Source organism: Burkholderia sp. Z1 (assembly GCF_014893795.1).
Lineage (GTDB): Bacteria > Pseudomonadota > Gammaproteobacteria > Burkholderiales > Burkholderiaceae > Burkholderia > Burkholderia theae.
This window is the reverse complement of sequence record NZ_JACFYL010000002.1, coordinates 969,482-985,179: the sequence shown is the minus strand read 5'-3', so window position 1 is coordinate 985,179 and position 15,698 is coordinate 969,482. Positions and strand designations below refer to the sequence as shown.

Genomic DNA, 15,698 nt, shown 5'->3' with positions numbered 1-15,698 from the left:
TCATCTCGCCCGTTTACCGGCGTAACAATTAAAACAAATGAAAACTTTCAACTGACCCGGAGCCGGCACATCGATTTTTTACATTCATGCGATCCGCCTTTCACAACACGGGTCGCCTGATGGTCACGCCATTAAAGAAACGTTTTTAATCCTTTATCGGCTCAATTCTCATCATTGAAACATGCCGAATAAAAACACTTTTAAAGCCTCTTACCCGGCAAAAGCCTGATCTATCGCGAGTTTCGTCGTATCGAATTGCATCGATCCGGCACTCGTTCGAGTCGCTTTCCTGTCCCCACGATACACACATGAAACACAAACTCGCGTGCCGCGCGGCAATTGCGCGACCGCACGTGCGTACACCGGGACTGCTGTGCTCCTGGCATGCCGATTGCCTGATATCCGGCTCTCACCGAGAGGCATGCCACGGCACGAAGTACACGGATGGCGGCCCGCTCGTCAATCAGCTTGTCGGGGAAACGGCGATGAAGATCACCAGCGATCGATCGACGCTTGCGTCGTTCAAGCATCAGCGGGGAAGTCAGCGAAACCGGAGTGCCTGTCGCGGCGCTTCGTCGACATCAGTCCATGCGAACCATCGCTTGCCGAAACGCTGCCCGTGCAGCGGAATGGAACGTGTGCGCGCCGCCGTCGAGCAGATCGACATGTGGTTCGACGAGATGTACGACGAAGGAGAGAGCCATGAATGACCGGGTTGCGCTCGAGACGCGTGCCGGTCGGCGCGTCCTCGTGACGGGTGGCGCCGGTTTTCTCGGCAGCTACGTGTGCGAGCGCCTGGTCATGGAAGGTGCATCCGTCACGTGCATCGACAGCCTGCTGACGGGGCGCAAGCTCAACGTCGCCGACCTGAAGGCGTCCGGCCGCTTCGAGTTCGTGAAGGGCGACGTGTCGCTCGGCCTGCCCGAGCTGCAGGTGGACGAGATCTGGAATCTCGCGTGCGCGGCCTCGCCGCCCACGTATCAGATCGATCCCGTCCACACGATGATGACGAACGTGCTCGGCATGAACCATTGCCTGGCGCTCGCGCGCAAGACCGGCGCACGCGTGTTCCAGGCGTCGACCAGCGAGATCTACGGCGATCCGAGCGTGCATCCGCAGATGGAAACCTATCGCGGCAACGTGAACACGATCGGCCCGCGCGCGTGCTACGACGAAGGCAAGCGCGCCGCCGAGGCGCTGTGTTACGACTACTACCGCGCGCACGGCATCGACGTGCGCGTCGCCCGCATCTTCAACACGTACGGCCCGCGGATGTCGCCGCGCGACGGCCGCGTCGTGTCGAACTTCATCGTCGGCGCGCTCAACGGCGTGCCGCTCGAGATCTACGGCGACGGCAAGCAGACGCGCTCGTTCTGCTTCGCCAGCGACCTGATCGACGGCTTCTTCTGCCTGATGGGCGCCGAGCGCAACGTCGGCACGCCGGTCAACATCGGCAACCCCGGCGAATTCACGATGATCGAACTCGCGGAGAAAGTGCTTGCGATGACGGGCTCGAAATCGGAGATCGTGTTCCGGCCGCTGCCGATCGACGACCCGCACCAGCGCAAGCCCGACATCTCGGTCGCCGCGACCGAGCTCGGCTGGCGGCCGGCGATCGATCTCGACGAAGGGCTGCGCCGGACGGTCGACTATTTCGCCCGTGAACTGTGGCTCGAGCCGGTGCTGCGCATGACCGGAGCGACCGCATGAAAGTGTTCGTGACCGGCGGAGCGGGTTATATCGGCAGCCATACGTGCAAGGCGCTCGCTCAAGCGGGACACGAGCCGGTCGCCTACGACAATCTGTCGACCGGCCATCGCGACGCGGTTCAATGGGGGCCGCTCGTCGCGGCCGACATTCTCGACCGCGACGCGCTGTCGAACGCACTTGCCGTGCACCGGCCCGACGTCGTGATCCATTTCGCCGCGCTCGCCTATGTCGGCGAATCGGTGCTCGTCCCCGAGCGTTACTACACGGTCAACGTGACGGGCACCTGCACGCTGCTGAGCGCGATGCGGGCGGCCGGCGTCGGCCGGATCGTGATGTCGTCGTCGTGCGCGACGTACGGCGTTCCGGACGTGCTGCCGATCTCGGAGCGCACGCCGCAGCAGCCGATCAACCCGTACGGCTTCACCAAATACGCGATGGAGCGGATGGCCGCCGATTTCGAGCGCGCGTACGGGTTGAAGTGGGTCGCGCTGCGCTACTTCAACGCGGCGGGCGCGGACCCCGACGGCGCGATCGGCGAATGCCACGAACCGGAAACGCACGCGCTGCCGCTCGCGATTCGCGCGGCGCTCGGCACGGGCGGCGCGTTCAAGGTGATGGGCACCGATTACCCGACGCCCGACGGCTCGGCGATTCGCGACTACGTGCACGTGAGCGACCTCGCCGACGCGCACCTGAAGGCGACCGTCTATCTGTGCGGTGGCGGCCACAGCGTCGCGCTGAATCTCGGCACCGGCCAGGGAACCTCGGTACTCGACGCGCTGCGCGCCGTCGAAGCCGTGACGGGGCGCACCGTGCCGACGGTGATGGCCGCGCGCCGGCCGGGCGATCCGCCCGCGCTGTACGCCGACGCGACGAAGGCCGCGCTGGTGCTCGGCTGGCGGCCGCGCTTCACCGCGATCGAGCCGATGGTCGAACACGCCGCGGCGTGGTTTCAGAAGGAACTGCAATTCGAATCGAACAGGTAGTCGCGCAAGTTTCACGGAAAGGCACCCAGGGGAACAACCATGAATGTGCGGATCGCCATCGTCGGCACGGGCTACGTCGGGCTGGTGAGCGGCGCGTGCTTTGCGGATCTCGGGCACGACGTCGTTTGCATCGACAACAATCGCGGCAAGATCGACGCACTGAACGAAGGCCTCATGCCGATCTACGAGCCGGGCCTCGACACCGTCGTCGCACGCAACGTCGAACGCGGCACGCTGCGCTTCAGCAGCGACCTGGCGGCGAGCGTGCGCGATCGCGACGCGGTGTTCATCGCGGTCGGCACGCCGACGCTGCCGGACACCGATCACGCGGACCTGCGGTATGTCGAAGCGGCCGCGCGGGAGATCGCATCGAACCTGACCGGTTTCGCGGTCGTCGTCACCAAGTCGACGGTGCCGGTCGGCACGAACCGGATCGTCAAGCAGATCGTCGAGCGCTGTGCGCCGGACGGCGTCGACGCGGCGATCGCATCGAATCCGGAGTTCCTGCGCGAAGGGTCGGCGATCGACGATTTCATGCATCCGGATCGCGTCGTGTTCGGCGCCGAGCATCCGCGCGCGATCGAGATCATGAAAGCGATCTACGCGCCGCTGGAAGCGACGGGACATCTCGTGCTCGCCACCGAGATCGAGACGGCCGAACTCGTGAAATACGCGGCGAACGCGTTCCTCGCGGTGAAGATCAGCTACATCAACGAGATCTCGGACCTGTGCGAAGCGGTCGGCGCCGATGTCGAACTGGTCGCGAACGGGATGGGCCTCGACCGCCGCATCGGTGCGTCGTTCCTGAAAGCCGGCCCCGGCTGGGGCGGCTCGTGCTTCCCGAAGGACACGCGCGCGCTGAAGGCGACGGCCTCCGAACATGCGGTGCCGCTGCGCATCGTCAGCGCGGCGATCGAATCGAACGCACAACGCAAGGAACAGATCCTGCACCGCATCGAGAAAGCCTGCGGCGGCTCGATCAAGGGCAAGCGCATCGCCGTGCTCGGCCTCACGTTCAAAGGCCAGACCGACGACGTGCGTGAAAGCCCGAGCATCGACGTGATCCAGTTGCTGGTCGGTGCGGGCGCGCATATCCGCGCGTACGACCCCGCGCGCCCGCACGAGGCGTCGCGGCTGCTGCCGCAGGTGTTCATGGAAGGCTCCGCGGTCGACGCGGTGCGCAGCGCGGACGCCGTCGTCGTGATGACCGAATGGAAGGCGTTCGAGGCGCTCGATCTTGCCGACCTTGCGGACCACATGGCCGATCCCGTGATGCTCGACATGCGCAACCTGTTCAGCGAACGGCTGGCGGTCGACGGCGGCTTTCGCCGCTACGAACGCGTGGGCCGCTCGTGCGGCGAACGCACGCCGGCGGACCCGGCATCGGAACAACCGCAAGACAGCGAGGACACCCGGCTGCAACGTGGCCTGCTTCACAACTGATGGTCTGACCTTGACGGGAGAACACCATGAAGAAGCTGGTCGCGTCGCTTGCCGGTGGCCTCGCCCCGGACACCACCGACACCACCGAAACCGATACCGACAACAAAGCCGAAGCCGATCGCACCGACTCGCTGCAAGCAGACGTCCCGCTCCTCGTCCCGCTGATGGACAGCGGGACCAAATTCATCTTCCAGATCCTCGCGCTGTGCTGGTTCGTCGCATTGGGCATCTTCTGGCGCTGGTGGCTGCGCGACGAGCACTACGTCGACGCATTCCGTTTCGGCGTCAACTGCTTCGTGCTGTTCTGGACCACCTTCATTCCCGGCTATTTCATCTTCATCATCCGCTCGGCGGTCGTTCCGAACCCCGCGCTGCCCGTGCCGCGCGACTGGCGTGTCGCGATGGTCGTCACCAAGGCGCCGTCCGAGCCGTTCGACATCGTCCGCACGACGCTGCTCGCGATGCTCGACCAGACCTACCCGCACGACACCTGGCTCGCCGATGAAGACCCGACGCCCGAAACGCTCGACTGGTGCCGCGAGCACGGCGTCTTCGTGTCGACGCGGCGCGGTGTTGCCGCGTACCACCGGACGAGCTGGCCGCGCCGCACCCAATGCAAGGAAGGCAACCTCGCGTACTTCTACGACATGGTCGGCTACGACAACTACGACTTCGTGTCGCAGCTCGACGCCGATCACGTGCCGACCCGCACCTATCTCGAGGAAATGCTGCGACCGTTCGTCGATCCGAAAGTGGGCTACGTGTCGGCGCCGAGCATCTGCGACAGCAACGCGGCCGAGAGCTGGAGCGCGCGCGGCCGCGTGAACGTCGAAGGGCCACTGCACGGCACGATGCAGGCCGGTTATGCGGGCGGCCTCGCGCCGCTGTGCATCGGCTCGCACTACGCGGTGCGCTGCCGCGCGCTGCGCGAGATCGGCGGGCTCGGGCCCGAGCTTGCCGAGGATCACTCGACCACGATGATCTTCAATTCGAAGGGCTGGCGCGGCATGCACGCGCTGAACGCGATCGCGAACGGCGAAGGGCCGCGCACGTTCGCCGACCTGGCGATGCAGGAGTTCCAATGGTCCAAGAGCGTGATGATCATCATGCTGCGTTATACGCGCCACTATTTCGCGGGCCTGCCGCTGAAGCTGAAGGCGCAGTTCCTGTTCTGCCAGCTGTGGTACCCGCTGTGCGCGCTCGCGATGGCCGGCAGCGTCGTGATTCCGGTCGTCGCGCTGCTCACCGGCCGCGTCTGGGCGCACGTCGACTACCTCACGTACCTCACCTACGCGCTGCCGCTCGCGGCGCTGCTCCTCTGCGTCGTGACCTGGGCCACCCATTCGACCCAGTCGTGCCGCCCGCTGAATACGAAGCTGCTGTCGTGGGAGGGGCTGTCGTTCGTGTTCGCGCGCTGGCCGTGGGTCGTGCTCGGCTGCGCGTCGGCGGTGTTCGATTTCATGCGCGGCAAGGAATTCGCGTTCAAGGTCACGCCGAAGGGCGGCACGATCGAACAGGACGCGCCGCTGCGCGTGGTCGCGCCGTACCTGCTGATCTCGCTGTTCTGCAGCCTGCCCGTCGTGATGGTCGAGAACCCGCGCAACGCCGCCGGCTTCTATCTGTTCTCGACGTTGACGAGCATCCTGTATCTCGTGATCGCAGCCGTCGTCACGGTGAATCACGGCCGGGAGCAAGGGCTCGACGCGTCGACGTTCAGGCAGATGTTCTTCAGCCGCCTGCCGATGCGCAACGCGCTGTTCATCTACGCGCTCGCGATGCTGTTGATGGGCATCGGGCTGCGCGCGCCGAAAGGCTGGCAGGCGATGATGTGGCGTTCCGGGTTGCCGGTCGTGGTCGCGCCCGCGCCGGGCGAACCGGTGAAGCAGCCCAAACTCGGCGCATACGATCCCGACAAGACGCTCGCGACCGATCCGGGCCTCGCGTTCGATCATGTGTTCGTGTCGTGGAATGCGCCCGACATCGGCACGGAAATCGGCGAGGCCTACCAGAGCGCGCAGGCCCGGAACCGCTCGCTGATGCTGACCGTCGAGCCGTGGGCGGCCGACGGCACGCGTCAAGGCGCGCTGCTTGCGGACATCGCGCACGGGCGCTACGACACGCGAATCGCGGCCACCTGCTCGGCGCTCGCGGCACTGAAAGCGCCGGTGTTCGTGCGCTGGGGCCACGAGATGGAAACGGACACCGGACGTTATCCGTGGGCCATCGGCGACGCGTCGGGCTACATCGACGCATACCGGCGGGTCGTGACCGCCTGCCGCGCGATGACCGACCAGATCCGCTTCGTGTGGTCGCCGGCCGGCAACCGCAACCTCGACGACTATTTCCCGGGCCGCGGCTATGTGGACGAGGTCGGCCTGTCGGTATTCGACTGCCCGCGCTGCGCGAGCTGGCCGGCCGGCGGCCACTCCTCCGCGGCGAGCATCCTGCGGACCAAATACGAGCGGGTGAACGACTACGGGCTGCCGGTGATGGTCACGGAGCTTGGCGTCGACGGGTCGACTGCGCGCAAGCGCGAGGAACTCGACGAATTCCAGCGGTCGCTGTGGCGCTATCCGCTGCTGAAGGCGGTGATCTATTTCAACGCGGTCGATACGCCCGGCGCGTGGCCCGCGCACTATGTGCCGGACTGGCGGATCGCGCCGGCGTCGCTGCAGACGGCTGTCGTCGCGAAATGATCGGCCGCCCGGGAAGCGGCCGTGATCGGCAGTCGGGCGCGGGCCGCATCGTGGCAGCCCGACGATGCGCAATCGACGCGGGTTACTGGTAATCGAGTAAAACCGTCATCGCCCCGGATACCGTTCCCGGCGTAATCGCCGCGGTCGTCTGGATATATGACGCCTGCATCGGTATCGCATACGACCCGCCCGTGGCCTTGTCGTAGGCGTCAACCCTGATCGACGTGTCGAAGGTTGCCGCTACACCCTTGTCGTCCGCGACGCGAATCCGCACGCCCTTCGCGCTCGAACCGGCGCCGAGCGGCAGCACGCCCGGTGAGCCCACGATGGCGCCACCGACCGGATTGAGCAGATACCCGATCCGGTTGTATCCCCGCGGACAGTTGTCGACCCGGAGCTGAAAGCTCTTCGCGCCGGCGGTCGAACCGATACCGCTGAATTGAGAGGGCCTCGCACTCGGCAACGTCACGGTCTGGTTCGGCGCCGAGCAGGTACCCACGATCGCAGTCACTTTTCCGTTCGGCGACAAATAGATGCGCGCTCCGTCGGGAACCTCCGCCGTGAAAACCGTGAAGTACCACGTTCCTCCGAACGAACCGGACTGGATAGACTGGCCACTGCTCAGCAGTTGCACTTCAATCGAACTGCTGAACTGTTCCGACAGGTAATTCCCCGTCTTGTATCCCTTTCCATTGATCAGCAATTGGGCCGACACACCCGTGACAGTCGTTGAAATGATCGGCCCTGTCCCGGTGCTGCCGCTGCCAGCCGGATAATTATTGATCCCCCTGAACGTGCACGTCGCCTTGCCACACGCCTGCATCGGCGTAATGTAATAACGGGATATCACGCTGCCGCTCGGCAAATGCTGGGGAACGGAGATGTCTTGCCCGAACGCATGAACCGTGATGAAGGCCGCCCATGCTACCGGCGATGCCGCCATGGCGATCCCGGCAACTGCGAGCTTGACGACGGCCATCACGCTCCTGCCGCCCCACGTTCTTTTAGCAATACTGATTATTTTCCCAATTTTTGCCGTCCCGATGAAACCATTCCCGAGCACAAAAAATCCCTCCATCCAGTTGAACGCCCTCTGCACGTCGGGTGCCTGTACATCGGGGGCTGTCCGGCTCCCCGAATTTGACGGACAACACCCAGCGACATTTACCTCAAAGAGGCGATTGTAGAATTTGTCACGCCCGAAAAATATATGACAATGATCAATCTATTGGCAAAAACAGGTAGTACAAATCCGATATTCAACCGTTTTTTGGGCTCGTCCTATTTTTGTTTCTGACGCGGGTGATGCCCGAATCCAACGGACCGCTCATCATCCCAAAAGCTCCTTCCGCCTCAGGTGCACGACGTCGCGCATCGGCGGCGCGCCGAACAGCCGGCTGTATTCGCGGCTGAACTGCGACGCACTTTCGTAGCCGACGACGGCGGCCACCGACCCGACGTCGCCGCCCTGCCTCAGCAACAGCCGGCGTGCCTCGTGCAGCCGCAGCTGCTTCTGGTACTGCAGCGGGCTCAGCGTCGTCACGTGCTTGAAATGATGGTGCAGCGACGACACGCTCATGTTGACCGCCTGCGCGAGCGACTCGACGCGCATCGGCTCCGCGAAGTGATCGCGGATCCATTCGATCGCGCGCGCGATCCGGTGCGTCTGGCTGCCCGCGATGGCCATGTGCCGCAGCCGCGTGCCCTGCCCGCTCGTCATCAGCCGGTACAGCAGTTCCTTTTCGATCAGCGGCGCGACGACCGGAATGTCGGCCGGCGTATCGAGCAGCCGCAACAGCCGCAGCGCGGCATCGAGCAGCGGCGGCGTCAGCTCGGCGAGCGCGATCCCCTCGCCTTCGGGGCCCGCGTCGGGCTCGGGTAGCCGCATCTCGGCCGCAAGCTCGACGATGCGCTGCGGATCGAGCGTCAGCGACAGGCACAGGTAGGGCGCTTCCGGCGATGCACGCGTCACGCGCGACAGGATCGGCAAGTCGATCGACGTAATCAGGCAATTGTGCGTGTCGTATTCGTAGGCCTGGCCGGCCACGATCACGCGCTTCGCGCCCTGCGCGGCGATCACGAGCGCGGCGCGCGACACGCCGCAGCCGAGATCGACCGGACGCGTGTGCCGATGCAGCATCAGGCCCGGCACGGCCGTCGAATGCGAGCCGTCCGCCGGCGCGAAGCGGCCGATCAGCGTCGCCAGTTCGCGCCGCCCGGATTCGCGCGACGCCACGATATCGGTCATGTCCATGACGCTTCCTCGATTGATTTCCCCGTGTCGCGGGAGCATAGCGAAACGGCCCGCGGCGTGCCCGGGATTTGCAGGATTGTTCAATAAATTTGCAGGATTGGGTAGACGCAAAAAACGCTCTCTCGCGCACACTGCCCGCTAACCGGGCGCATGCCGGGTTTTCCCCATGGAGACATACACAATGCCAACCTCCTTTGTCCTGAACGGCAAGAACGTCACGCTCGACGCCGATCCGTCGATGCCCGTCCTCTGGGCGATTCGCGAACACGCGGGCCTGACCGGCACGAAGTTCGGCTGCGGCATGGCGCAGTGCGGCGCGTGCACGGTGCATCTCGAAGGCCAGGCCGTCCGCTCGTGCGTGCTGCCGCTCGCCGGCATCGCGGGCAAGCACATCACGACGATCGAAGGCCTGCAGAGCAAACCCGCGCAGGCCGTGCAGGCCGCGTGGGTCAAGCTGCAGGTTCCGCAATGCGGCTATTGCCAGTCCGGCCAGATCATGTCGGCCACCGCGCTGCTCGAACAGAACCCGAAGCCGACCGACGCGGATATCGACGCCGCGATGAACGGCAACCTGTGCCGCTGTGCGACCTACGCCCGCATCCGGGCCGCGATCCACGACGCGGCCACGACGCTGGGAGCCTGACCATGACGATCGAACTCGACAACACCGGCTCGGTACGGCCGTCGCGCCGCACGTTCCTGAAGGCCGCGGGCGCCGCGGCCGCCGTCAGCCTGACCATCGGCTTCGAATGGGCCGGCCTCGGCCGCCGCGCGCTGGCCGCCACCGCGCCCGCCGCCGACTTCGCGCCGAACGCGTTCCTGCGCATCACGCCCGACGGCGCGGTCACGGTCATCGCGAAGCACGTCGAACTGGGCCAGGGCGCGTATACGGGCATCGCGACGATCGTCGCCGAGGAGCTCGACGCCAACTGGTCGAACGTGCGCGTCGAAAGCGCGCCGGCCGATGCGAAACGCTATGCGAACCTCGCGTTCGGCACGATGCAGGGCACGGGCGGCAGCTCGGCCATGGCGAACTCGTGGCAGCAGTTGCGCGAAGCGGGCGGCAAGGCCCGCGCGATGCTCGTGTCGGCCGCGGCGGCCCGCTGGAAGGTGCCGGCCAGCGAGCTGACGACGGCGGATGGCGTCGTCACGCACGCGAAGAGCGGCAAGACGGCCGCGTACGGCACGCTCGTCGCCGATGCGTCGAAGCTGCCCGTGCCGGACAAGGTCGTGCTGAAGCAGCCGGCCGATTTCAAGCTGATCGGTCAGCGGATTCCGCGTGTCGACGCCTCGGCAAAATCGAACGGCACCGCGCATTTCACGCTCGACACGACCTTCCCCGGCATGCGCGTCGCGCTGCTGCAGCGCCCGCCACGCTTCGGCGCGACGGTGAAGTCGTTCGACGCGACCGCCGCGAAGGCCGTGCCGGGCGTCGTGTCGGTCGTGCAGGTGCCGGGCGGCGTCGCGGTCGTCGCGACGGGCTTCTGGGCCGCGAAACAGGGCCGCGACGCGCTGAAGGTCGAATGGGACGAGGCGAACGCCGAAAAGCGCGGCTCGGACGAGATCATGCGCGAATACCGGCAGCTCGCCGACAAGCCGGGCACGTCGGCGCGCAAGGACGGCGATGCCGACGCGGCGATCGCCGGCGCGGCGCGCAAGCTCAGCGCGACGTACGAATTCCCGTATCTCGCGCACGCGCCGATGGAGCCGCTCGACGCGGTCATCAAGCTGACGGCCGACAGTTGCGAGATCTGGGCCGGCGACCAGTTCCAGACGGTCGACCAGGCCAACGCGGCCCGGGTCGCCGGCCTGAAGCCCGAGCAGGTACAGATCCACACGCTGTACGCGGGCGGCAGCTTCGGCCGGCGCGCGAACGCGTGGTCGGACTACGTGGTCGAGGCCGTATCGATCGCGAAGGCGCTCGGCGCGGACGGCAAGCCCGTCAAGCTGCAGTGGACGCGCGAGGACGACATCCAGGGCGGCTTCTACCGGCCGATGTACTTCCACAAGCTCGACGCGGGCCTGACCGCGGACGGCCGGCTGGTCGGCTGGCGTCACCGGATCGTCGGCCAGTCGATCCTCGCCGGCACGCCGTTCGAGGCGTTCATGGTCAAGAACGGCGTCGACGCGACGTCGGTCGAGGGCGCGGCGAACCTGCCGTACGCGGTGCCGAACGTGTCGGTCGAACTCGCCACCGTGAAGACGGGCGTGCCCGTGCTGTGGTGGCGCGTGGTCGGCAGCTCGCACACGGCCTATGCGGTCGAGGCGTTCATCGACGAAGCCGCACACACGGCCGGCAAGGACCCGTACGCGTTCCGCCGCGACCTGCTCGCGAAGGAGCCGCGCATGCGCGCGGTGCTGGACCTGGCCGCGCAGAAGGCCGGCTGGGATCCGGCCAAGCCGCTGCCGAAGGGCCGCGGGCGCGGGATCGCGGTGGCCGAGGCGTTCAAGAGCTACGTCGCGCAGGTGGCCGAGGTGTCGGTCGACGCGGACGGCAAGGTGAAGGTCGAGCGTGTGGTGTGCGCGGTCGACTGCGGGATCGCGATCAATCCCGACATCGTCGCCGCGCAGATGGAAGGCGGCATCGGCTTCGGGCTCGGCGCGGCGATGCACAGCGCGATCACGCTGAAGGACGGTCACGTCGAGCAGCGCAACTTCGACGGCTACCACGTGCTGCGCATGGCCGAGATGCCGAAGGTCGAGGTGTATATCGTGCCGTCGGCCGAAGCGCCGACCGGGGTCGGCGAGCCGGGCGTCGCGCCGGTCGGGCCGGCGGTCGCGAACGCGATCTTCGCGGCGACCGGCAAGCGGCATTACGTGCTGCCGTTCGATTCGGCGGATAGCGCGAAGGCTTGAGGCTGGGTGATGCGCCGGCCGCGGGATGGAGACGTCCCGCGGCCGGCCCCCGAATCCCGCCTCCCCCGCACGTTACGTCAAACGTAACGCCCGTAACGTCGCCCGCCGATGCTACGTAACAATCCTTCAATATTGCTCCGACCCTTTCTGTACTCGCGTCACGCCGCTCGTTAAAAATTCTTTTAAATTCAAGGCCGCCGAGCCGCCTGCCGCAGTGCGATCCCCTGTCGATTCGTGACAATCCTCCACCTGGCCCGAAAGTTGCAGCATAAGGCGGGCAAACACTCCTTTATGGACATGCGAGGGCCACCATGGATTGCAAATATCTGTACATCGACAACATAAAAATCAACTTCGTGCGCCGCACGATCGAAATCGACAACACAATCATCGACGTCACGCCGCGCGAATTCGACGTCGTCGAATTCCTGCTCGACAACATGAACAAGATCGTGCCGCGGCAGGCAATCCAGGAAGCCGTGTGGGGCCGCGAGCTGGGCGTATCGTCGCGCACGCTCGACACCCATATCTCGCGTATCCGTTCGAAGCTGCAACTCGATCACGACAAGAACCTGCGGATCATCCCGATCTACGCGGTCGGCTATCGCCTCGTGCTGTTCGGTGCGGCGATGACGCACGTCGAGCGCCACGACGCGGCGCCGATCCTGCGCGCGGCGCCGCAAGCCGTGATGGCCGCCGACTACGCCTGACGCTTTACCCCGCGCGACGCCTGCCCGCGGCGCGCCTGCAACGCTCCCCCCACCGCGCTGCGTCGTTGCGCAGCGCCTCGCGGCCCGCCAGCCGGGCGCGGCCTGCATGCCGCCCGGCCCGCCAGCCAGTCGCGACCCGACCGCCGCCTCCGGGCGGCGGTCGCTTTTTGGTCGCTCGCTACCGCCTGTGCGGCCGCATATCCCGCTGCATCGCGCTTCGTAGCGCCCCGCTCCCCGTGCTGCCGCGCGATGCGCACGACTACGGATTCCGGCGCGGCACGCAGCCATTGCCGTCCCTACAATCGACGCAGCAGCCGCGTGCCCCTCCGCGCCACCGGCCCCAGAACAACCCGTCGAACCAACGCCGAATTCGCCCCGATCCCGCCGTGCCTGCGCTGTTCCTGACGAATGCCGACGCCGGCGATGCCGCGAACCGGGCCATGCCCGCTGCTTCCGCGCCGCCCGCCGCTGCGCCGGCCGCGGTCGCGCTCGACGCGTCGCCCCACTTGCCGCGCCTGTCCGCCGCCACCGCGCGCGGGCTGTCGCACGCGTACGGCGCGACCGGCGCCGTGCCGGTCACGCTCGGCGAGCACGCGTATGAAGTGCGCTGGCGCGTCGACGCCGAGCCGGCCGCCGATGCGCGCGCGTACCGCTTCGTCGTCGGCCCGGCCGCCGGCACGCTGTGGATCGACCCGCTCGCGGAAATCGAATGGCTGGGCGACGCGGCCGATCCGGCCGTGCCCGCAGTGATCCGCGCGGCGCTGCTCGCCGACCTGTGCGCACCGCTCGCGGGCGTGCTGCAGGCCGCGACGCGGCAGCGCGTGGAATTGCTGCCACCGCCCGAGCACGCGCCCGCGTGGCGCGTTTTGCCGGCCGCGCTGCGTTTCGAATTGCGGCGCGCCGACGGCGCATGGCGCTGCCACGGCGCGCTGCTGTTCGATGCGCCGGATGCGCTGGCCGTGTTCTTCGCGGCGGCGCCGGCTGCGCTTGCCGACACGCGCGCGGCCTACGCGAACCTGCCCGTGCCGCTCGTGTTCGAGATCGGCCGCACCGAGCTGACGACGGCCGAGCTGGCCGACGTCGTCGGCGGCGACATCATCGCGATCGAGCGCTGGCAGGCGCACGAGCAGAACCTGCTGTGCGTCGCGCGGCTGCCGGCCGCGCCGGCATGGGAGATCACCGGGCGGCCGTCGGGTAGCCGGCTGACCGTCGAACGAATCAGGGAGATGCCTTTGGAACCGACCCGCACCGACACCGCGCCCGCGACGACGCACGACGCGCCGCCCGCCGATGCGCCCCGCACGCTCGACGGCCTCGCGGTCGACCTGCGCTTCGAGCTGCCGCCCACGTCGATGCCGCTCGGCGAGCTGAGCGCGCTGCAGCCGGGCGCCGTGATCGAGCTGCAGCAAGGGATCAACCAGAGCGTGATCCATCTCGTCGCAAACGGGATGCTGATCGGCACCGGCCACCTGATCGCGGTCGGCCAGAAGCTCGGCGTGCGTGTCGTCACGCTGACGCAACCCACGCCGCGCGAGCGCTGAGCGATGGGCAACCTGCCGAATCCGGTCGCGCTGATCGCGGTGATCGCCGCGCTCGGCGTCGCGCCGTTCGCGGCGCTGATGGTGACGAGCTACACGAAGCTCGTGGTCGTGCTCGGTCTCCTGCGCTCCGCGCTCGGGATCCAGCAGGTGCCGCCGAACCTCGTGCTGAACGGCATCGCGCTGATCCTGTCGCTGTTCATCATGGCGCCCGTCGGGATGTCGATCCGCGACGCGCTGCAGGCCCGCCATTTCGACGCATCGGGGCAACTGTCGACCGCCGACATCGGCGCGCTCGCCGATGCCGCGTTACCGCCGATCAAGGATTTCCTCGTGTCGCACACGCGGCAGCGCGACCGCGAATTCTTCGTGCGCACCGCGACGTCGGTCTGGCCGAAAAACCGCGCGGATGGCATCAAGGACGACGACCTGCTCGTGCTGGTGCCGAGCTTCACGCTCGCCGAGCTGACGAAGGCGTTCCAGATCGGCTTCGTGATCTATATCGTGTTCATCGTCGTCGACCTGCTGGTCGCGAACATCCTGCTCGCGCTCGGGATGCAGATGATCTCGCCGACAACGATCTCCGTGCCGTTCAAGCTGCTGCTGTTCGTCGCGCTCGACGGCTGGTCGTTGCTCGTACACGGGCTCGTGATGTCCTACCGCGTGGCGGGCGCGGGATGAACGCGCGCGGCCTGCGCACCGCCGCCGCGTGCCTGTGCGCGCTGGCCGGGCTCGCGCTCGCATTCGCCGGCATGCAGCCGCGCATCGCGCAGGCGGCGAGCGGCGCGGGCTTCGCGCAACTCGCACGCGCCTGCGCGCCGAACGTCGATCCCGACACGCTCGCCGCGCTCGTGCGCACCGAGTCGGGCTTCAATCCCTATGCGATCGGCGTGGTCGGCGGGCACCTGACACGCCAGCCCGCATCGCTCGACGAGGCCCGCGCGACCGCGCGCGAACTCACGTCGCGCGGCTTCAGCTACAGCGTCGGCCTCGCGCAGGTGAACGAACGCAATTTCTCGAAATACGGGCTCGACGAAGCGACGATGTTCGAACCTTGCCGCAACCTGCAGGCCGGCGGCGCGATCCTGACCGAATGCTTCGCGCGCTCGTCGGGCACCGGCCGCGCCACGCAGGCCGCGTTGCGCGCGGCGCTGTCGTGCTACTACAGCGGCAACTTCACGACGGGCTTCTCGAGCGGCTATGTAAGCCGCGTCGTCGCAAGCGCGCAGCGCAACGCGCGCGAAGGCGGCATCGAACCGATTCCCGTCGTGAGCGACACGCCGCCGCCCGAGCGCCGGCGGCGCATGGAAGCCGCCGCCACCACGCCGCCCGAACGCGCGCGCCGGCTGGCATCGCCCGCCGCGTCCGCCGATGCGCCGTCCTGCCATGCACGCCCGGTGATGATGATGTGCCACGGGCTGCCGGCAAACCAGGCGAAGCGGCTGTGCGTGCGGTGTCTCGACCAGTGACGGCGCACGGCCCGTTTTCAGGGGCGCGAACGTCGC

13 protein-coding genes are annotated in these 15,698 nt (G+C 67.0%); 11 read left to right on the top strand and 2 right to left on the bottom strand.

Going from position 1 to position 15,698, the window contains the following annotated elements; translation table 11 throughout:
* The first annotated feature begins 308 nt into the window (after nucleotides 1-308).
* From H3H55_RS21445 to H3H55_RS21425, 5 genes are read left to right on the top strand one after another with little or no spacing between them, the layout of a single operon-like run.
* Nucleotides 309-710, top strand: a complete 402-nt coding sequence (locus tag H3H55_RS21445) for a hypothetical protein (RefSeq protein WP_226800338.1) — start codon at nucleotides 309-311, stop codon at nucleotides 708-710.
* On the top strand, nucleotides 703-1,710 hold the full coding sequence (locus H3H55_RS21440) for a UDP-glucuronic acid decarboxylase family protein (protein WP_193100111.1): 1,008 nt from the start codon (nucleotides 703-705) through the stop codon (nucleotides 1,708-1,710). Before H3H55_RS21445 ends, H3H55_RS21440 begins: the two co-directional genes overlap by 8 nt.
* Nucleotides 1,707-2,696 (top strand): UDP-glucose 4-epimerase GalE, encoded by a 990-nt coding sequence (gene galE / locus H3H55_RS21435; protein ID WP_193100110.1) that lies wholly within the window; start codon nucleotides 1,707-1,709, stop codon nucleotides 2,694-2,696. The genes H3H55_RS21440 and galE overlap by 4 nt, the downstream gene beginning before the upstream one ends.
* Before the next feature lie 39 nt (nucleotides 2,697-2,735).
* Entirely contained in the window at nucleotides 2,736-4,139 is a 1,404-nt protein-coding gene (locus H3H55_RS21430; RefSeq protein WP_193100109.1) for a UDP-glucose dehydrogenase family protein, read from the top strand.
* A gap of 26 nt (nucleotides 4,140-4,165) precedes the next feature.
* A complete protein-coding gene (locus tag H3H55_RS21425; protein WP_193100108.1) occupies nucleotides 4,166-6,835 on the top strand; it encodes a glycosyltransferase in 2,670 nt (889 codons plus the stop codon).
* Nucleotides 6,836-6,917: 82 nt separating this feature from the next.
* Here the strand turns inward: H3H55_RS21425 and H3H55_RS21420 are convergent, their stop codons facing one another.
* Together H3H55_RS21420 and H3H55_RS21415 are read right to left on the bottom strand one after the other, a co-directional pair.
* Nucleotides 6,918-7,814: a fimbrial protein gene (locus tag H3H55_RS21420; protein ID WP_193100107.1), complete on the bottom strand. Its 897-nt coding sequence runs from the start codon at nucleotides 7,812-7,814 to the stop codon at nucleotides 6,918-6,920.
* A 351-nt stretch (nucleotides 7,815-8,165) separates the two neighbouring features.
* Nucleotides 8,166-9,089, bottom strand: coding sequence for an AraC family transcriptional regulator (locus H3H55_RS21415; protein WP_048245610.1), 924 nt, complete (start codon nucleotides 9,087-9,089; stop codon nucleotides 8,166-8,168).
* Between the two features lie 181 nt (nucleotides 9,090-9,270).
* On the opposite strand from H3H55_RS21415, the gene H3H55_RS21410 reads away from it, so the two are divergent.
* The 6 genes from H3H55_RS21410 to H3H55_RS21385 all read left to right on the top strand — a co-directional run bounded on the left by H3H55_RS21410 (nucleotide 9,271) and on the right by H3H55_RS21385 (nucleotide 15,662).
* Nucleotides 9,271-9,732: a (2Fe-2S)-binding protein gene (locus tag H3H55_RS21410; protein ID WP_048245609.1), complete on the top strand. Its 462-nt coding sequence runs from the start codon at nucleotides 9,271-9,273 to the stop codon at nucleotides 9,730-9,732.
* Nucleotides 9,733-9,734: 2 nt separating this feature from the next.
* Nucleotides 9,735-11,945 (top strand): xanthine dehydrogenase family protein molybdopterin-binding subunit, encoded by a 2,211-nt coding sequence (locus tag H3H55_RS21405; protein ID WP_193100106.1) that lies wholly within the window; start codon nucleotides 9,735-9,737, stop codon nucleotides 11,943-11,945.
* 311 nt (nucleotides 11,946-12,256) lie between these two features.
* The gene (locus H3H55_RS21400; protein WP_048245607.1) at nucleotides 12,257-12,655 is read left to right on the top strand and encodes a winged helix-turn-helix domain-containing protein; all 399 of its coding nucleotides are present in this window, start codon (nucleotides 12,257-12,259) and stop codon (nucleotides 12,653-12,655) included.
* A 386-nt stretch (nucleotides 12,656-13,041) separates the two neighbouring features.
* Nucleotides 13,042-14,196, top strand: coding sequence for a type III secretion system cytoplasmic ring protein SctQ (gene sctQ / locus H3H55_RS21395; RefSeq protein WP_193100105.1), 1,155 nt, complete (start codon nucleotides 13,042-13,044; stop codon nucleotides 14,194-14,196).
* A 3-nt stretch (nucleotides 14,197-14,199) separates the two neighbouring features.
* Nucleotides 14,200-14,874, top strand: coding sequence for a type III secretion system export apparatus subunit SctR (sctR, locus tag H3H55_RS21390; protein ID WP_129515392.1), 675 nt, complete (start codon nucleotides 14,200-14,202; stop codon nucleotides 14,872-14,874).
* Nucleotides 14,871-15,662: a lytic transglycosylase domain-containing protein gene (locus H3H55_RS21385; protein ID WP_193100104.1), complete on the top strand. Its 792-nt coding sequence runs from the start codon at nucleotides 14,871-14,873 to the stop codon at nucleotides 15,660-15,662. Before sctR ends, H3H55_RS21385 begins: the two co-directional genes overlap by 4 nt.
* Nucleotides 15,663-15,698: the final 36 nt, after the last annotated feature.